Source organism: Vibrio sp. YQ_11, assembly GCF_043103065.1.
Taxonomy (GTDB): Bacteria; Pseudomonadota; Gammaproteobacteria; order Enterobacterales; family Vibrionaceae; genus Vibrio; species Vibrio parahaemolyticus.
This window is the reverse complement of the sequence record NZ_JBICJM010000021.1, coordinates 1-19,692: the sequence shown is the minus strand read 5'-3', so window position 1 is coordinate 19,692 and position 19,692 is coordinate 1. Positions and strand designations below refer to the sequence as shown.

The following is a 19,692-nucleotide window of genomic DNA, read 5'->3' as shown; positions in this document are numbered from 1 at the left end:
ATGTATCGTATCAAGTTGCAAACTCCAATTGCTAATCAAGGATGAGAAGACCACACACCTCTAACAAGTTCAAAATCTTCATATTGAAGAGAGGCGTTATAAGAACTAGCTTTTGCTTGTAGCAAATCAATTGGCATCGGCGTAATCTCCGTCAACTCTTGAATCTGGTCAACAGCGCCTGGCTCTGAGAATCCTCTGTCGTAAATAAGCCCACCCTTCGCTGTAAATAAACCTCGAGAGTGTAAAAATCCCGAGTCTTTATCATCGGCGCAATACCAATACAGCTTAATGTTTTCAGGCATAGCTTCCTTAAACTCAACGAGAGCTTGCTCTGTTAGCTCCCAAGCAGGTTTTCTATCTTCTTCCGAAAAGACGTGAAACTCTACTTCACCTTTCTCACATAGCTTCATCAATTCCAATAGTGTCTTGCGGCTACCAGCTTTAGTTGCGCAAATATATGGATCGTAGATTGTTACCTTTTCTGCGCCAAAGAGAAGACCGGAAGCTGCACTTGCTAAAGACTCGGCTTCACGCGTGTAAAGAGATACATACGCAAAGTCCGCATCCTCCAAATCTAAAAGTGATGGAACAAATACAGGCAGATCATTGAAGGAGTCTTCAACCAACCGATGGAATAACTTAGCATCGTGGCTATTTCTAGCAGCCTCAACCCAACCTTCTCCGTCAAACGTTCTTCCAAATGAAACTAACTTGCTTGATTGTAAAGCTCTGAGCTTTTCAGTTGCTCTATCTAGTTTGGTTCCATCAAGTTCAGCATTGAGCTGCTGAGAGACTTCTCTAAACCAGGCTTTGGGAAAACGCGATAACACCGCTCCTTTCTCGTAGCCCATTCTTGCTTCCAGTATCACAAGATCCATCAAAGAATTAATTTGACTAGGCGCAACCGCAAACTCCAAATGCAACATCAGAACAACTCCTCCCTTCTTTCTTCAAAGAAGCCATTTGGCCAAGGTGCATCAAACTCACCCTCGTCAGTTGTTTTGATTGGAATTAAACGAGTTTTACCCTCGGATTGCTCACAGAAAACTATCTGTACATCACTTTTCTTACAACCAAATGGTTCGTATTCGATCTCTTCATCTGCGGTTTGGCGGCGACGTTTTAACAGCCTCAGTAACAAATGTTCGCTGTGGGTCTCAACCAAGAACATACGGTCAGGGTTTTTCTTAGTTGCCTCTAGCATCATATCCCCTAAGGCTAACTGCCACTTTGGGTGAATATGCAGTTCGGGTTGCTCGCACGATACGATATGGTCTTGCTCAAGCGATGTAGCAACTACAAAAGGAAACACTTGCGATACGCCGACACCAACGCTTGAAGGCAATAAAGGGATGTCAGTATGAGAGTCTTTAAGAATAACTGATTTTTCACTCAAACTTGCTTCGCCGTAAGCTGGAGACTCAAAGCAATAATTAGTGCCGAAGAACTGGCTACTGACGAACTTTTCATTAGTTTTAGCTTTTACCCTTTCACTCGAAAAGGCGAAGGTCTCCCAGCCCGCTGTTCCGTCATACCAACGCTGAGAGTTAGTCTTTTTGTTCAAAACGGTTGCTCGTGTTGGCACAATACGTAACGGCCCAATGTGAAGTAAGTCTTCAAGTTTTTTCACTAATAGTTTTAATGGTGCAAACGCAGCCTGTGATAAAACAGCTTCGGCAAACAACTGGGCAGCTAATGGGTGGTCTTCGAAAACATTAGACCAATCGAAAGGAGCATTAGATAGGTCAAGCCTCTTGTAGATATTCGGCAACGCATCTTGACCATTTATGGAGACATCTTCCCACTGGCCAGAATCAAAAAGATTTTCAACTTTAAATGATTCATCTACTTCCCAACGCGGTAATGGTTGATAGTGAGTAATTTGGCAATCTGGTCGACCTGCTTGAGCTGTTGTTTTGAAATACTCAATGCCGTGGCTTTTGCATACATATCGGCTGATGTACGCACGGTTTTTGGTATGGTCCCATTTAATATCTAACTCGAAGGATAAAATGTCAGCGTCTGAATCTGGTGTGAAGAATAGTGTACTCTCTAGCAACCAACGTTCAGACTCTGATAAATAATCATCCCAAATATCCGTTGTGCTATCTCTAAAATCCAAAGTTGCGCCAAGGGTTATAACTCCATTTAAATCCTTACCATGAACAATATTTTGAAAACCGCCAAAGTATAGTGAATCCCCGGCGATTGAGCTGTACTGCGCATCGAAATTACGTTTGGCGACCACTTCATACAGATACAGTAATGCATGTAAAACGGTACTTTTGCCAGTACTGTTCGCGCCAAAGAACAACGTAATGGGTGCGAGTGGAATCGTGGCTTTATTCTTAATACCTTTGAACCCACCAACGGTAAGTGATGTTATTTTCATTATTACCTAACCTTTGATCAAAAAAGAGGCATCCGAAGATACCTCTTAAATTTATAGTTGGCCTGAAAAGGCTTTTTGGGAAAGTGACTCAAATACATCCCTATTTAATAGAGGTTGATGAAGTTGAGTTTTAATCTTTTCAATCTTAATAAAAATCTGAGCAAATTTTTCCTGTAACTCAACAGGGGGAACTAACACTTCTACTTTTTCTAAGTTCTTTTGACTAATACCTTTGATTGTTGCGCCAGTAACATATTTTCGAATCTTATGCTCTTTCACTATTTCGTTTGACAGATAGGAAAAGAGGTACAACTTGTTAACTAACTGAGGGTTTGGTGTAATACGAATCAATGAACTTTCAAATAGTAATGGGGCATCGGAAGCTTCTATCAGAGATGGCTTAGCTGCTCCTTCGTAGTTCAAAGAACGTCGAGAAATCAATAGATCTTTGGCGTTTACTTCATACTTCTTAAGATCTGCATCACCAACTATTACGCGCTTCATTGAGCCTCTTGGGACGTAATCATAAAAAGCATCGCTCATATGAACCATCTCAACACCTTCCGTTGAATATTGGTCTTTAGGGAAATATGCCCCATTTTGAAACTTCCCTATTGCCAACTCGTCTAATGTACTAGTATCCCACCCTTTCGGATTTGACACCGGATCACCAAACATATCCAAAAACACGCTGCGTAAGGACTCATCGGCAAGGTCAATGGCTTGTGTGCGTTTCTGGCGAATAGCATCGGCTTTATCCAAAATGGCAGCGATGCGTTTTTGTTCGTCTAGTGGTGGGAGTGGGATTTGAACTTTCTTTAAACCCTGTCCCGTTATCTGCGGCTGTGCTGAACCCGAAATAACATCTGAAAAACCACGAGCTTTAAAGTAATAAAACAAATACTTTAGAAATACTTGACTTTCATCTAGATTGTCCAAAGCCATCGCATTTCCATTAATGTACGATTTCGGGCGTGAAATATGGACGTTCCCACAAGTAGCTCCACGACAAGTAATCATCAAAGTAGGATGTTCATGAGTAAACTCACTGTAATAGCCTATAGTGCCGTTTGCTCCATAAACTGGATATCCACTTTCAAGTAATTTACTTGAGGCTATAGTTTTCCATTGCTTCGGTCTGCATAAGTCATGCAGTGATACTAAAGGCCAACTCATAGCATCGACTCCAACTCAGTAAGATCAGCCAGAATCTCATTCTCTAGTGCTTTGAGTTTACCTAGAATCACTTTGGGTTCTTCATAGCTTTCTTGCTCATAGACCACTTCTTTGTAGCGGTTGATCGACAGGTCATATTTGTTCGCTTTGATGTCGTTTTTCTCTACCAAGAAGGCTTTTTGTGTTTTGTCTGCCCATTGTTCAGTTGACTGCCCATCGGCTACCGCCGCTTGGTAGGCTTTGTACTGCTTAACCAAGTCTGGCAGGTCATTGTCTTTGACTGGGATGCGCTTATCATCGAGCGACTTACCATCAGCCTGTACATCATAAAACCAAACGTTATTGGTACTGCCACCTTTGGTGAAAATTAATATAGCGGTTGAAACGCCCGCATAAGGCTTAAATACGCCACTTGGCAGCGAGATCACCGCTTCTAACTGGTTATCTTCAACTAGGTGTTTACGTAGCGTTTGGTGCGCTTTAGAGCTACCAAATAACACCCCATCAGGGACGATGGTGGCAGTGCGGCCGCCCACTTTTAGCATACGTTGGATCAGTGCGACAAACAGCAGTTCGGTCTTTTTGGTTTTGACCACTTTTAGAATCGCAGGATCGACATCTTCTTCATCTAAGCTACCCTTAAATGGCGGATTGGCGAGGATGATATCAAAACCGTTTTTCGCTTCATCAGGGAAACGCTCAATAAAACTTTGGCTTAGGGTATCTTGGTAGTGAATGTCTGGCTGTTTAACACCGTGCATCACCAAGTTCATTGCCGCAACGCGAAGCATTGTTGAGTCAAAATCAAAGCCATGGAACATATCTTCATCAATATGCCAACGGTTAGACAGTAAGTCACCTGCGTATAAGTAGTTAAACACCGGGTTACCTTGAACGTCGAGTACTGGCTTACCTTCAGTATCAAACGCTTGCTCTTTCTCTACACCTTCAGGCGATGAGTACTTTTCTAAAAGGTATTCGTAGGTCGAAGACAAGAAGCCACCCGTGCCACAAGCTGGATCACACACTCGGTGCGTTTCTTCTACATCGAGCATTTCAATCATGGCGCGAATAATATGGCGCGGCGTACGGAACTGACCGTTGATACCTGCGGTAGTCAATTTAGACAGCAAATACTCGTACAAGTCACCTTTTACATCCTTGTTTTCCAGTGGTAATTCACTCACTAGCTCAACCGCTTTCACTAACAGCGATGGCTTTTGGATCATTAACTGAGCATCTTTCATAAAGTCTGCAAACAGCGTGTCATCAGATGTGAGTTCTTTGAAATACGGAAAGAGTTCGTCTTTTACCAATGGGTAAAGCTGCTCTGCCCCAAGGTGGCGGAAGTTTTCCCAGCGGATGTGCTGCTTATCATCAGGGAATCTATGTGAGAATGCCTTACCTGTACGAGCACTACGTTTTTCGTCGTTACGCTCATTCATATCAAGCATGCGGGCGTACATCAAATATGTGATTTGCTCAACTACGGTTAGCGGGTTGGTGATCCCGCCTGTCCAAAATTCTTCCCATAGTTTGTCAATTTGGCTCTTCAATGCGCCTGATGTAATCATTATCTATTCTCTATATTCTTTTATGGCAATTGACGCTGGCAGTTTCACTATTTACCTGAAAAAGCAGCGACCAATGTAATTGGTTGTAGTGTACTTAGCCGGTTCCTTTTGCCAAAGGGTTAATTCACTACTTTCTCGACACTTGCTTGTTTCTCACCCAAATGGACACTAAAGCGGCGAACAAACTGTTCCACCACGTCCGCTTGCGCTTGGATTGGGAACACTCCATCTAAACCAGCATCATCGATTTGGTTGAATGGTGCGTCGTACAACTGCTCAATATCGACACTGCCATATCGGCAAAGGTGATTTTTTAGCATGCCGATAAATCGTTGTTGTCTTGAGTTAAGGTGCGTATGTACTTGCTGCACAAAGGCCGTGAACTCTTTCTCAATAGCTTTAGCGTCCATTCCAACGATGGTACGTAAGATTTGATCGAGCCCTGCTGTCGATTCAGGGAAGAACTCTTTCAAGATTTCCAGATCGACACTTGGGTTATGGGTATGTACAAGCGCATTGAGCGTATCTAAATCCGCTTCTGTTACCGATTGCCCCGCACGTATTTTCCGCAACACTTCGTTAGATTCAAACAGTGGTGAAAGCGTTTTTTCGACTTCCTGCTTATAGATCTGGTAGTCCACCGTCACAATATCGGTTTTCACTTCTTCAGTGCGATATTCAGCGGCTTCTTCTTTTACGTCCAATACTGGTGTTGGCTTAGTTGGCGGTGTCGCGCCTTTATCACGCAAATGAATAACCGTTCGCAGCTCGCTTCGGCATGTTTCTAAAACATTATGGTCAGCATCGTTCCAAAAGTTTGGCTGCTGCACCTGCTTGATAGAATTGGCCTTGCTGCGCACCTCGTTAAGGTGCATAGAAAGTGTGGTTACCTTTTCCATAATAGGCATCGCAACAATATCGACCTTGGAAGGCTGCTTGAGTTTGATGAGCTCTAACTCTAAGAATTGGAGATCAAGACGCAAAGCTTCACTCTCGCCAGTAATCGGCTTCCATTGCATTAGAGGTGCCATAGTGGATCGCAGTAACTCTTTGGTGTCTGGTGCCATTTGATGCAGAGTTTTCTCATCACTTAACTGCGCTTTGATTTGCCAGCTTTCACGCACCTCGATGGTTTTGTCGTTAAGCGAATCAATATCGGCTTTAATCTGCGGGATCACCGAATCGAAGATATCCATTTCTGCGCGTTTAAGTGCCTCATCAGCCAAATTTAGCCGCGCTTCAAATACCTTTTGCGCGAGAGACTTACCTTTTGCACCTTCATCTTCTTCTGGGTTCATTTTGAAGTATTCAAAGTTGTTCCAGTGGTCGAAAATTAAGAAATGCTTTTTATCTAAACCGTGACCGTATAGGTTTTCACACAAACGGGTGCCACGACCTACCATTTGCCAAAATTTCACTTTCGATTTGATTGGTTTAGCAAACACGAGGTTGATACATTCTGGTACGTCAATACCGGTATCGAGCATGTCGACAGAAACCGCAATGGTGATCTCTTCTTTGTTGCCTTCAGCACTTTTGAAATTGTCGATCAATTCATCCGCACGTTCATATTTGGAGTGGATGACTCGGCAAAAGTTACCGCCAAGGTCGGGGTACATTTCTCCAAACAAGTCCGCGATGAGTTCTGCGTGTTTTATGCTGCGGGCAAAGATGATCGATTTACCCGGTAATTGGTTATCGGCATCTTTAAGACCGCGCTCCATCAGGTTACGGATGATCTGGCGGTTGGTATCTTTATTAAAGATCGCTTTATCGACCAGCTTTGAATCAAAATCGAGCTCATTCGGGTCGATACCTTGATCCTCAAGCTCTGCTATCTGCTCATCAGTTAGCTCATTGCCTTTAATGCCATCACGTAAGAACTTGGTGGTATGGGAAACGACTTTGAAAGGAACAAGGTTACCCTCTTCTATCGCTTGCTCTAGCGGGTAGTTCGCTGTTGGCATTTTGTAGTCACAACCAAACAACTGGCTAGTCGAGCGAGAGATCATCTCAACTGGAGTTGCCGTCAAACCCACTTGCAGCGCATCAAAATACTTAAACAGCTCGCCATACTTGTTGTAGATGGAACGGTGCGATTCGTCGGCAATAATAAGATCGAAGTGACCGACATCGAACTCTTCGAAGGTTTGCATCATACCTGGGTAAGTCGCGATCACGATACGCGCTTTACTCGCGAGATCTTTTTTACTTTTTCCTTTAACGAATAGCGGCTCTTTGGTGAATTCATTAAATGCGTTCGCAGCTTGTTTGCGCAGCTCTTTACGGTCGCATAAGAACAGCACTCGCTTTGCCCAACCTGCATCAAGTAAACGCTTGGTCAATGCAATAGAAACGCGCGTTTTACCCGTACCTGTTGCTTGCACGATCAGCGCTTTACGGTGCTTATCGCTAAATCGTTCACATACACGAGTGATCGACTCCATTTGATAGAGTCGCCCTGCGACTTCTGTATCGATCGGTGTGCTGTTGAGATCTTTCTTCAGCGCACGCTGCTGGATCAGGTATTGCAGGCTGTCTTTAGAATAGTAGCCAAACAGTTTGCGTGGTACGTAACCCTGGACATCATCCCATAGCCAGATGTCATAGCCATTGGTATAGAAAATAACTGGACGTTGGCCCGTTTGTTTTTCTAACGCATCAGCGTAAATTTTGGCCTGCTCCTGCCCTGCTCTCGCATCCACTCGGGTTTTCTTCGCTTCGATAACTGCCAGTGGTTTGCCGTTGTCATCCCAAAGTACGTAGTCACAACGACCTTTGCCTGATTGAGTCGGCTGACCATCCACTTCGTACTCTTTTGATACTTGTTCGGTGCTTACTTCTGCCAGTGCAACGTCCCAGCCTTCACTTCTTAGCTCAGAATCGATTAGACGTTTACGAGTTTCCGCTTCGTTAAAGTCAAAGCTGTTTTTCAACTTGAGGGTGTTGCGCTTTAGCTTATCAGCTTTGGTTTGATCAACTTCCAACTTGAGCTTGCTAGCAGTCTGCTGGGCCAACAACTGGGCTTCTTTCGCCTCTTCAAGCTCTTTTAATGCCTGTGTAAGCTGCTCATTATTCTGGGCGAGCTTTTGCTGCAGCTGTTTGTTTTTGCGTTTAAAGTCCGCTTTAGACTCACCCTCTAACGGAGCATTATTAGGTTGAGTATAGCGAGGGCATTCTTCTTGGGAGCCATCGCCATAGGCGATGAAAAGCCAGCAACCAATTAGGTAAGACTCTTTGAGTAACCAGAGCGCATCGTGCTGATTGACATATCCGTCATGGGCAGCTTTGTTTCCGCCTTTGCGTACAGCGTGAAACTTATCAAGAATATCTTTATGAATGATGGCAGTAAACGAGGCACTGGTCAGCTTGTCGTGAACCGACGCATTCGGCAAAACAGGTAAACGTAGCTCTCGGTAAAGATAACCAACGATTTTTTCGACATAGCAACGAAGCTTAACCATTGAGCTTTGAGGATCAGTCACTGCATAAGCTTCGGCAAATGCGCCCAGTTCAGCCAGTTCTGGCCAGTCTTTTCTTAGATGTTCAAAGTTCACTGACGTTTTCACTCTTATTGTACTCCTGACCTCAATGAGCAATGGGTATGCCAACCCTGTTTAGCCTACTTGCTTATTCTTCAATACCTAATTTTGTCATCCAACCGCTTAACGTTTGATGACTCTTTAGACCTAGAGCTTCAGCTGCTTTGGATTTATTATTACGACTATACTCTAATGCTAATTCAACCGCATCTTTCTTAATATTATCAATATATTGCTGAATGTCTCCTGGTACAGAAAATTCACCCTGTGAATATTGGCTCATTCCCGCACTTAACACTGACGAACGGAGGTCTTCGGCAGAAATCGTATTCGATTCAGACCACAAAACTGCTCTATTTAAAGTATTCCAAAGCTCCCGAATATTTCCTGGCCATGGATAAGATTTTGCAAAATTTATTGCATCAGCGGAAATTTTCTTACTTTTGAACAGAGGATGTTTTTTAGCCTGTTGATTGATATCACTCATTAGTGTTGATATGAGTTCTGGAATGTCTTCCGCTCTTGCTCTAAGTGGTGGCATTTCAATAACCCCGACGGCAAGTCGGTAAAACAAATCTTCCCGAAAGGCTCCTTGCGATGTCATCTGAAACAAATCTTGGTGCGTGGCCGCAATAATGCGCACATCAACAACCTTAGATTTAACGTCACCGACTCTCGTAATTTCTTTTTGTTGCAACGCTCTAAGTAATTTAACTTGGACATTGAGTGGCAGCTCGCCCACTTCATCAAGGAACAAGGTGCCGCCATTTGCCTGTTCAAATAGCCCTGAGTGATCTTTATCCGCTCCAGTAAACGCCCCTTTGACGTGACCAAAGAGAATTGAGTCGACCAAATTCTCTGGTAATGCACCGCAGTTAACGGCTCTAAATGGCATTTCAGCGCGAGAGCTTGCATTGTGAATTGCTGTTGCCATGACTTCTTTGCCTGATCCACTTTCACCCAGTACGAGTGCAGGTAAATCAGATAATGCAAGTCTGTGAGCTTTTTTCACTAAAAGCTGCATGATGCCTGACTTTGCTGTTATAGCTTCAAAAGCGGGATTTAATTTAGGGCTGTCTGATGTTAGTGACTGTATAGCGCTAGTGGAGGATTTGGTGTATTCCGTCGCGAAATCGACAGGTATATCAACTTCAATTAACTCACCTTTGGGTGATGTTTGAAGTAACTGGCATTTCCCAATGCTCTTACCGAGCAAGACAGAAACAACAGCCATTGCTGGCGTTCCAGAAGTGAGGTTAAGATAAACTTGTTCAGAGTTAGAGGAAGCTTCACTCAGTTGTTTTTGCATCACCCGGGTTATAGATGAATAGTCTATTGGTGATGCCAATCGAACGCGTTGGATAGTCACTGAGGTCTTGGAGCGCCCTGCATAAGCTAGCTTTCTCTCCAACCACTCTTGATAGTCGTGCCATTCATCTTCCCATGTACTGGCAAGGATAATAATGCTATCTAGAGTTTTTCCGCTAAGAGCGATCGTTGCAATTGAAGCAGGCTTATCCTGCTTCATTTGATCAAGATCTGTCCTGCCAAGCCAACTGAGAAGGGTTACCATTTTTACGCCCGTAACTATTTTTACTTATGGCAATAGAGTTTACATCAATAGGTTGTTAGTTGATATTCAACTAAACACAATCGAGCAGTATGTCACAATGAATAAAATAGACGAACTGCGTGACATGAATCACATTTACGCACTTTATTCTGCTGTCACCCCAATTGTTACCCTCTCGGAATCTAGTTAGTGAAAATATCTTAACAATCATATATTTACACCTACATTTAAAGTCCCTCTTAAACGCTTTGTTATGGCTTACAACTCACGAACGAACAGAAAGGTTAATCTGTTGTTCTATATGAACTTAACACGTTCGTCTAAGCACTCATTAGAACCCATTTCAAATTCGCGGCATATCCAAGGACGATTTTCATAAATTGTACACATTAGAGTGTCTCTGTCTAAAGCGGCACACCAACCATCATTTAATCGCATCATTGTTTCACCACCATACTGATCACGAGCGATGAACTCTTCTGGCACTCCAGTATCCGAGATAATCATAACTTCAAGGCGGCAGCAGCAAGCTTGGCAGTTTGAGCAAGATACATTTGAGGAAGAAGGTGTATTAGTTGGTATAAGCATAAGTAACTACAGTTTAGTCAATTGTGCATGATACCGTAAATTTGATGTGAACAACCTTTATTTCTAAGATTGCGGACCTTGTGAGCCATAACGCCGCGTTAAGGGGTGAACAACGCCACCGCCTGACCTAAACCATTGTGCCATAATCACAAAAGCCAAACTTTGAACCAACACTGCCAAGCGTTGAGAATCCCTCTTGAACGCTTTGTTATGTGCGCGCTAAACGGTAGCGCCTTACAGTGCCCTCGTTTTCACTTGTGTAGTTGCCAAGATACTCACCGCCACAGTTTTCGATAACCTTTTGGGACGCTGGATTGTCAATTGAACAAGTAACAATAACTGAGTCAGTGACAACATGGTCTCGCACCCAAGCGAGGAGAAATGAGGCTACACCTTTACCACGAGCTGACGGCCTAGTTTCGTAGCCAACATGCCCAATGACATTTTCTACGTTGGCATTAGTACCTTTACGAATTCGAATAGCACCTAAGATTTCAAAGTCAGATACGCAATAATAAGTTGTGCTGGGTAAATACCCGTTTGGTAACTCAGAAGTTGCCTTAGAGCGTTCAACCAAACCTAATAAATAAGCTTCAGGATCTTGCTCAACGCTGGAATATTTAAGGATACCCGACTCCAAACATTCTTTCGCGTAAGTCACTAATATCGGAGCTAAATCTGGACTCGCTTCTACTACTTCCATGTCAACTTTCCTCAAAAGCACATAACGCCCTGTTAAGGTGTGAGCAACACAATACCGAAGCTCCCGCAAACCACCTTAAACACAAAACGCAACGCATAGCAAAAATGCCAAGCGTTGCGAATCACTCTTAAACAGATTGTTATGCGTGGCTAATTTACAAACTTTCTAAACTCAACATTTTGCTGACAAATTTCTTCTGGTAGCAAATGGCGATACATAAATTTTTCAACATTAAACTTTTTCGCTACTTCTAAGAGTTCTTTAGGGAGCGAAATAATCTCGGATTTATGTGCTTTTTCTAAGAAACCCAAATTGGCAAAGAAAAAATCAGGCTGACTTTTGACTATTTTTAACATTTCTTTCAACGATAGGTCTAAGCCACGAGGTGGATTATATTTGCCCTTTGAAAATTGAATCTCAAGACCTAACTTTTGTGAATTAGGTTCCAAGAAAAAATTATTTAGCTCAATCATTGACATTCTTTTGTCTTTATTGGGGATAGGTTGAACTGATTCTGGTCTCACATTTTCGATAGTAGATGCTGAGCCATCAATTGAGAATAGGAATGCAAAATTACTTTTATCACGTTCCAATACTTCGACATTTTTATCAGAGTAGTTTAAATTGGAAAATATTTTATCTAACCTAACTTGATGGTGTTGCCTATTGAGTTCTGGCCCAAAAGCTACTGTAACTCTTTTAAGCTCACCATATTTCTTTATTAGCTTAGTAATATCGCCAATTTTCAACTGCCCTGAGTCATGGACTAAAATACAAGCATTATCACATTCATATACAGCAATTAGACATGTTTGTATGCCGCCAGTGAAAAAGCCATCGAACTCACTACTACCGTATTCGATAACTCCAGCACTATCTTGTGTTATTTCTACCATTCTTTTCAATTCATAAATCCTCATTTAAATAGTATTGCTTTAACTACATTTTTGGCGCATAACGCCCAATTAAGTGGTGAACAACGCACTGACCAAGCCGCTGCATTGCACCGTAAAACACTTTACCTAACGCATAGTAAAACTGCCACGCGTTGAGAATCCACTTGAATTGCTTGTTATGTGAATTTTACCGTGAATTCAAAGTAAACCACCGTAGAAATGAAGAGATTTGAATAAGTTACGTACAAAAATGACGCTTACCAAAACCTAAATTTCACAGCGATCTTAGCCGAAGAAAGCCACTTACAGAATCAAAAACAAAGAAAGCGCCCTTTCAGCCACAACAAAACCTTTTGCTTCACCAAACTTTCAGAGCTAAATATCAGCAAGTAAATCAGTCAAAAAAGCATTTCAATTAAAGCGATTTGAAACCTACAGAACTCAACACAAACCAGATCCAAAACTTAATTGAGGCAACCCAAGAACCTTGAAAACGATAAATCTCAGGTTGTTCAAGAATCCATTTCGAGCAAGCCAACTTGCCGAAAAAACGGAACGCATTCTCAATAAAATCGTAGAATTAACCTCAAAAACTCATCCAACACATAACGCCCAATTAAGTGGTGAACAACGCACTGACCAAGCCGCTGCATTGCACCGTAAAACACTTTACCTGACGCATAGTAAAACTGCCACGCGTTGAGAATCCACTTGAATTGTTTGTTATGTGAATTTTACCGTGAATTCAAAGTAAACCACCGTAGAAATGAAGAGATTTTAACAAGTTACGTACAAAAATGATGCTTACCAAAACCTAAATTTCACAGCGATCTTAGCCAAAGAGAGCCACTTACAGAATCAACGACAAAGAAAGCGCCCTTTCACCCACAACCAAACCTTTTGTTTCACCAGACTTTCAGAGCTGAATATCAGCAAGCAAATCAGTCAAAAAGACATTTCAATTAAAGCGATTTGAAACCAACGAAACTCAACACAAACCAGATCCAAAACTCAATTGAGGCAACCCAAGAACCTTAAAAACGATCAATCTTAGGTTGTTCAAGAATCCAGTTCGACCAAGCCAACCTGCCGAAAATACAGAACGAATTCTCAATGAAATCGTAGAATTAACCTCAAAAACTCACCCGACACATAACGCCGCGTTAAGTGGTGAACAACGCAGCCACCTAACCTAAACCATTGTGCTGTAAACACAAAACTTATTTTAAACCGAAAATGCCAAGCGTTGTGAATCCGTCTTAAACGCTTTGTTATGGTGTTAAGTTGTAATTGTCCATACACCATTGTTTCCAACTTTCTACTTGCAATTTTTTCCGTGAACACACAATTTGATTCCAGATTATCAATCCCATGATTACAGCAAAAATAAGCGAGGATACTAATAGCCCTTGCGACAGTTCGCGTTTAACTAGCCACGAAACGCAACCATAAAGAATTGCACACTTTAAACTATAAAGTACGACTTTATCTACGGACTGGAAAATGAACGGTTTGCCTAAGGGGTTTATATACTTCGACCAAATAAATGGAGAAGGCCCCACCAAATTATTAGGCACTCCCTTCTCAATCAAATGCATTCGAATAAACTCAATTTCATTTATATTTATCAAAATTCGACTCCAGTAGTCACCTAATAAAAAATCAACCAGTCATGAGGTGAGGCAGATGCCCTGCACCATAACGCCGCGTTAAGTGGTGAGCAACGCTACCACCTAACCTAAATCATTGTGCCGTAAACACTAAAGCTGAATCAAACCGAAAATACCAAGCGTTGTGAATCCGCCTTAAACGCCTTGTTAGGCGAAGTTTTCCACCTGTGTTTAAGTTGTTTTGAAAGCAGATTACCCGAAACCAAATAAGCAACCAAACACCCACTGACTTTTTGTGATTCAAGAACCACAAACTCACTATGTTTCAGCCAAAATTCCAACGACCACGAAATGCGAATTTGCAGCGACTAAGTAGTTTTTGAACCTGATAAACTAACAGCTACGAGCTAATAGCAAAAACGAAAGCTACGATTAACTTGCCCTTTCCACACTTTGAGCCAGTTAAACTCACAACCAAGCGACTGTGAAAACCAATGAGGCAACCAACGAATATTGGCATGTTTTACGGCTGGAGAGATTCAAGAATTTGAGCCGACAATACTGAGTTGCCAACTTAGAAAAACGAATACTCAAAGAGAACTAAGAAGATGAGTTTCTGCCCGTCGCCTAACGCCGCATTAAGGTGTGAGCAACGCCACCACGAAACCTAACCATACCACCGTAAATACAAAACCCAACGATGGAATGAAAAATGCCAAGCGTTGGGAATCACTCTTAAATGCTTTGTTAAGTGTAATTTTTAATCCGCAAGTAACTTATGCAGTTCCTGCTCCTTAGCTTTCAAACTAGGTTGAATTTCTTGTAACTTAGAAAGGATAAAGCTCTGCAAATAATGTGATATCTGGCTTCCTTTGGTTGCAAAAGCTTGCCCAGCAGGTGATTCAAAAAATTCGACTAACCCTTTTAGTTCTTCATCTGAATACATTTCTTGGTAAGCACTAGCAATATGATCTTTTATTGATGGGTCAGAATAAATGCTCATTTGAAGATTAATGATGTCATTAAATATTTTTTGAGCATCACCTTTTTTACTATCAGGGATGTTCTTGTTTGCTTCGACCTGCTTCTCTAGCATATTTCGCATTGAATCAGACATCTGCTTTACCGAAGCATCTACTGCCATCAGATCATACAGTTTCAACGACAGCTCTCTTGGGCTTGATTCCGCAAATACGGATGTCGAAACTACCAATAATAGAAATAAGATTTTTCTCATAACTCCCTCATTACACTTAACGCCCAATTAAGGTGTGAAGCACGCAACCACGACACTCAATTTAACCACCGTAATCACCAAACTTAACCCAAACTAAAAATGCCAAGCGTGCTGAATCACTCTTAAATTGCTTGTTAGCCCTATGCCCAAAGCTTGCACGCCTCTACCGCTTCGATTTTAACACCGAAACTAGAAATATTAGGTAACGTGGCATTGTGGTGCTCTCGAATTTGAGCCCCACTGGCGTGCTCCTTATCATGAGTTGTGTAAGCATCAGATACCAACGTTACGGGATAGCCTAAACCTGCTGCTCTGCGAATGGTGGTATCAACGCAAAACTCTGAGGCGTAGCCACACACAATTAAGCTATCTACATCGAGTTCATTCAAAACACTTTGAAGATTAGTGTTCAAGAAAGAGTCTGGTGTTGTTTTGCGAACGAAATGGTCACCAGTTCGTGTAATTAAGCTCGACTGTAATGCCCAACCAACGCTTTCGTATTCAATAACAGATTTAGGTTGCTCGTGCTGGACAAAGATAACTGGGACAGACTTAGCACGCGCTAATTTCGTAACCTCATTAATTTTGGTGAGTACGATTTGTGATTCAAATGGTTGAGGTTCCGGGTCGAACAGAATCGACTGAACATCAATAACTAATACTGCAGATTTCATTGTTTTCCTCTGATAGGGCTAACGCCCTGTTAAGGGGTGAGCAACGCAATACCGATGTCGCTGCATTCCACCTTAATCACTAAAACCAACGCATAGTAAAAATGCCACGCGTTGCGAATCCCTCTTGAACAGTTTGTTAGCTTTTGGAGCTTCCGTTTACAAGATCGTGGACCCAGATAAAACCACAACTTGCGCTTTCCGCTGCAATTTTATCTTTAAGGCGATCACCTACGAAAACCGTCGATGCTGGCTCGACACCAAAATGCGCTATTATGCGCTTTAACATTCCGCCTGCTGGCTTTCTACAGTCACATTCACCATCAATGGCATGCGGGCAAACTGAATAGCTTCTCTATCCGGAAGAAAACCAAAAACGCCTATGACCGTATCATTAAGGAGTTGAAGACTTACTTCCTCTGTAAACTCCCCCTAGATATACCCGGTTGATTTGTCGCGATACCAAATTTTTTGGATGTCCAATCGTATTTGCTGAGGACATCACAAACATCACCTTTTAACACCCACTCCCCTTGTGCAAGCGGATAAAACTGACCTTCAACAGTGCACTCCCGTAGTGTATCGTCAGCATCAAAGATGACCAATTCATATCTATTCAAATCCATTGAATACCTCTTTTGAGTTCTGTAGAAAGCTAACGCCGCATTAAGGTGTGAGCGACGTTGGCTATACTTGAGCGAAGCGAAACTGCCAAGCGTTGCGAATCACTCTTAAATGCTTTGTTATGTGTGTCTATCAACCAGTACGCAACGCTAAAATTTCAGGAATATTATGAGTTTCTCTATACAAAGAAAGACCCTCGTCTTGAGACTCAATAGCTATGATGGACATCCTATCAGCTAACTCATTACCCTCAATACCAACATGCCCGTTCACATGGTGAATCGTAACTTGAGATGATATATCTTGGTAGAGAGAATAAGCTGGTTTAATTATGTCCAAATTTTTAATTTCACCGCCTGACTTAGTCCAACCTTTTTTCTCCCAACCACTAGCCCACTTTGTAATACAGTCGATAGAGTATTTTGAATCGCAAAAGATACCAACTGAACTTCCTGTTGCTAGCTTTTCCTTAGCAAGTAATAGTGCCTGATTGAGTCCATGAAGCTCGGCAGTATTGTTAGTACCGAATGATTGGTACAAACCATACCAGAGTTCAGTTAGCTTGTTATTCTCATATACCGCAAGCCCCGTCCCCGCCTCTCCAGGGTTAGGTTCACAAGCACCATCGGTGTAGATTTTCACTTCAAACGGCATTGCGTCTATTTGTTCTTGAGATAGAGGAACTGATTTCAACTTGCTAGATTTTTTAACGATCTTAGTTTGAGCCTTTGGTGCTGTTGATTTTGCTTTTTTACCAAACGCAGATTCCGCTTCCTCTAAAGTTGCAAACGATTTAAATCTTGCTCCCGCAAAGCCGTCAACTAATGATTTACACTTCGCCCACGTTGTGAAAATGCCAGTCTCTCGACCTTTCCAAACCACATAATACTTTTTAGCCAAACTGTACTCCTAAATCCAAATTGACCCGACACACATAACGCCGCGTTAAGGGGCAGCAACGCGCTACCACCAAACTTCAATTTACCACCGTAAACACAAATGCCAAGATTTGAACCAAATTCGCCACGCGTTGACTGTCCCTCTTGAACGCCTTGTTAACTTATTACTTTCAATACTTTAGCCTGTTTACTAAGTGATTCTATAACTGAAAAGTGAAACTTTCCTTGGAACCACGCCGAACTTTGAACTGGCTTGAATTTGAACCATTAATGTCATCCTGAGAGTCTCACGGAAATTCACCCACCGATGCTTGGATTGGAATTGCTATTTTCGCCGTTCACCATTGCCAATAGCGCCAACTAAAAACCCAGAACCCAGAACCCAGAACCCAGAACCCAGAACCCAGAACCCAGAATAGCTTTGGCAATTTTTGAGACGTTCACAAGCGACTTAAACAAGTATGTTGAATAATCTAAAGACCAGATTTCAAGCTAACTTTAAGACTTTGTTTTATATGCAGTAAGTTAACGCCGCGTTAAGTAGTGAGCAACGCCACCACTAAGCCTAACCATTGTGCCGTAAACACTAAAGCAGATTCAAACCGAAAGTGCCGAGCGTTGCGAATCTGTCTTAAACGCTTTGTTATGGCGCTGTACTTGAAGCTAGCTGCTGAATGTCAATTAGGTCTACTTCCCTACCCAATATACGCTTGTACTCTACCAGTTGATGAGCTGGGATAACTTGTAGTTCGATGCCTTGATAGCTTTTAACAACTGACTTTGAAAAGTCGATTTCCAACTGATGCCACGAGCCGTCCAGCGATGATTGAATTTTGGTATTTTGAGCTAAGCCTATTTCAATTTTTTGATTTCGATAAATTAGCTGAAAATACTCTAAATCCCAACCATATTCCGAGTAGTGAGTAAGTGGTTTGGAAACATACGGGGCAACGCGAGCTAGTATTTTGTTTGCATCTGAATTTTGGATATAGAGGTCAATATCTGCAATTTCACGGCTACCACCATGAATCGTTGCCGCTAATCCACCGACAATCTGGTACTCGATATTCTCCGATTCCAAAAGACTTTTCAGCCAGTTCAAAGCTACTTTTACTCTCTTACCTTAGCTGATTTTTGCCCTGCGCCATAACGCCGCGTTAAGTGGTGAGCAACGCAGACCACCACACTTAAAGTATTGTGCCGTAAACACTAAAACTGAAGCAAACCCAAAATGCCAAGCGTTGGGAGTCCGCCTTAAACGCTTTGTTAAATGTATTTCCACAGTTCTAGCAAAACAAATGTCACGCCTGCATAACCTATTACTAATGAGGCGGCTTGTACATACAATAATTTAGCCTCTGAATACCACCGTTGTGTCATTCGTTGGAAACTTTTGAACTGTTTCTGTCGTTCATCACCCAAGTATTCACAATTATGAAATTTCCGACTAAATGTCACGGGATCTTCCTCCATGACTTTTCGATAAAATGGGTAACGTTGCATTTTAGCCATTGCTATAAGCATACGATTGCAATAAAGCGTTTGGTGTCCCTGATACTTAGCTATAACTCCCTACACGATTGAAAGAAACATAAATAGCAAACAAACAACATGTAGTTCAAAGCTCCCTATTTTGGGAATATCCAGATCGTTCGAGGATGAAAGTTCGGAAATAGAAAATGTCACAGCAGCAGTTGAAATAGCCGTAAGCCAAGTAATATAGGAAAGTCGGTCTTTAACTATTTCTATGTCCATATTGATCGTATCTAGGAACATTTCTTCCGTTCGATCGATAATTTTCTCTGACAGTTCATTCACTCGTAAATGCCTCCAATACATTTAACGCCCTGTTAAGGGGTGAGCAACGCAATACCGAAGCCACCGCATACCACCTTAATCACTAAATTCAACGCATAGTGAAAATGCCACGCGTTGCGAATCCCTCTTGAGCAGTTTGTTAGTTTGCAAACCCAAGGAGTTGATTTTACGTTATTTCAAATTTTGAAAACAATAAGCTTTATGTGCTTTGATGCACTTAAGTCAGACTTAGTCTCAAAGCGGCTACTCAATGAAACCACGTGGAACTTACTACACCAGAGAAAACGTTATTTCAGCAAGTAAATCGGCTTTTGTACCAACAAACTCAACGAGCAGAGTTTCTGCAAAAAAGTTCGACCAGTTAACCTAAAAGTCGCCGCACCAAAGAG

The 19,692-nt window shown here is 42.1% G+C and carries 16 protein-coding genes; all 16 read right to left on the bottom strand.

What is annotated here, in order from left to right:
• Nucleotides 1-35 precede the first annotated feature (35 nt).
• The 16 genes from ACF8EG_RS11120 to ACF8EG_RS11045 all read right to left on the bottom strand — a co-directional run bounded on the left by ACF8EG_RS11120 (nucleotide 36) and on the right by ACF8EG_RS11045 (nucleotide 18,587).
• Nucleotides 36-926 (bottom strand): hypothetical protein, encoded by an 891-nt coding sequence (locus ACF8EG_RS11120; RefSeq protein WP_140079439.1) that lies wholly within the window; start codon nucleotides 924-926, stop codon nucleotides 36-38.
• Nucleotides 926-2,392: an AAA family ATPase gene (locus ACF8EG_RS11115; RefSeq protein WP_206926132.1), complete on the bottom strand. Its 1,467-nt coding sequence runs from the start codon at nucleotides 2,390-2,392 to the stop codon at nucleotides 926-928. Before ACF8EG_RS11115 ends, ACF8EG_RS11120 begins: the two co-directional genes overlap by 1 nt.
• Nucleotides 2,393-2,443: 51 nt before the next feature.
• Nucleotides 2,444-3,568, bottom strand: coding sequence for a restriction endonuclease subunit S (locus ACF8EG_RS11110; RefSeq protein ID WP_206926133.1), 1,125 nt, complete (start codon nucleotides 3,566-3,568; stop codon nucleotides 2,444-2,446).
• A complete protein-coding gene (locus ACF8EG_RS11105; protein WP_206926134.1) occupies nucleotides 3,565-5,142 on the bottom strand; it encodes a class I SAM-dependent DNA methyltransferase in 1,578 nt (525 codons plus the stop codon). The genes ACF8EG_RS11110 and ACF8EG_RS11105 overlap by 4 nt, the downstream gene beginning before the upstream one ends.
• 119 nt (nucleotides 5,143-5,261) lie before the next feature.
• Nucleotides 5,262-8,699, bottom strand: coding sequence for a DEAD/DEAH box helicase family protein (locus tag ACF8EG_RS11100; RefSeq protein ID WP_392419454.1), 3,438 nt, complete (start codon nucleotides 8,697-8,699; stop codon nucleotides 5,262-5,264).
• Between the two features lie 73 nt (nucleotides 8,700-8,772).
• Nucleotides 8,773-10,257, bottom strand: a complete 1,485-nt coding sequence (locus ACF8EG_RS11095) for a sigma-54-dependent Fis family transcriptional regulator (RefSeq protein WP_140079436.1) — start codon at nucleotides 10,255-10,257, stop codon at nucleotides 8,773-8,775.
• A 297-nt stretch (nucleotides 10,258-10,554) separates the two neighbouring features.
• Nucleotides 10,555-10,845 (bottom strand): YkgJ family cysteine cluster protein, encoded by a 291-nt coding sequence (locus ACF8EG_RS11090; protein ID WP_079400291.1) that lies wholly within the window; start codon nucleotides 10,843-10,845, stop codon nucleotides 10,555-10,557.
• 208 nt (nucleotides 10,846-11,053) lie between these two features.
• On the bottom strand, nucleotides 11,054-11,548 hold the full coding sequence (locus ACF8EG_RS11085) for a GNAT family N-acetyltransferase (RefSeq protein WP_069506695.1): 495 nt from the start codon (nucleotides 11,546-11,548) through the stop codon (nucleotides 11,054-11,056).
• Nucleotides 11,549-11,697: 149 nt separating this feature from the next.
• Nucleotides 11,698-12,453 (bottom strand): hypothetical protein, encoded by a 756-nt coding sequence (locus ACF8EG_RS11080; protein ID WP_139138449.1) that lies wholly within the window; start codon nucleotides 12,451-12,453, stop codon nucleotides 11,698-11,700.
• Nucleotides 12,454-13,715: 1,262 nt separating this feature from the next.
• Complete coding sequence (locus ACF8EG_RS11075) at nucleotides 13,716-14,075, bottom strand: DUF6404 family protein (protein ID WP_367835090.1); 360 nt, start codon at nucleotides 14,073-14,075, stop codon at nucleotides 13,716-13,718.
• Between the two features lie 739 nt (nucleotides 14,076-14,814).
• Nucleotides 14,815-15,291: a DUF2059 domain-containing protein gene (locus ACF8EG_RS11070; protein WP_069505253.1), complete on the bottom strand. Its 477-nt coding sequence runs from the start codon at nucleotides 15,289-15,291 to the stop codon at nucleotides 14,815-14,817.
• 140 nt (nucleotides 15,292-15,431) lie between these two features.
• Complete coding sequence (locus ACF8EG_RS11065; protein ID WP_069505255.1) at nucleotides 15,432-15,965, bottom strand: cysteine hydrolase family protein; 534 nt, start codon at nucleotides 15,963-15,965, stop codon at nucleotides 15,432-15,434.
• A gap of 136 nt (nucleotides 15,966-16,101) precedes the next feature.
• Entirely contained in the window at nucleotides 16,102-16,290 is a 189-nt protein-coding gene (locus ACF8EG_RS11060) for an HAD hydrolase-like protein (protein ID WP_139124713.1), read from the bottom strand.
• Nucleotides 16,291-16,372: 82 nt separating this feature from the next.
• Entirely contained in the window at nucleotides 16,373-16,588 is a 216-nt protein-coding gene (locus tag ACF8EG_RS11055; protein WP_052033873.1) for a hypothetical protein, read from the bottom strand.
• A gap of 130 nt (nucleotides 16,589-16,718) precedes the next feature.
• On the bottom strand, nucleotides 16,719-17,486 hold the full coding sequence (locus ACF8EG_RS11050; protein ID WP_069505257.1) for a ribonuclease H family protein: 768 nt from the start codon (nucleotides 17,484-17,486) through the stop codon (nucleotides 16,719-16,721).
• A gap of 642 nt (nucleotides 17,487-18,128) precedes the next feature.
• The gene (locus tag ACF8EG_RS11045) at nucleotides 18,129-18,587 is read right to left on the bottom strand and encodes a nucleotidyltransferase domain-containing protein (RefSeq protein WP_069505259.1); all 459 of its coding nucleotides are present in this window, start codon (nucleotides 18,585-18,587) and stop codon (nucleotides 18,129-18,131) included.
• Nucleotides 18,588-19,692: the final 1,105 nt, after the last annotated feature.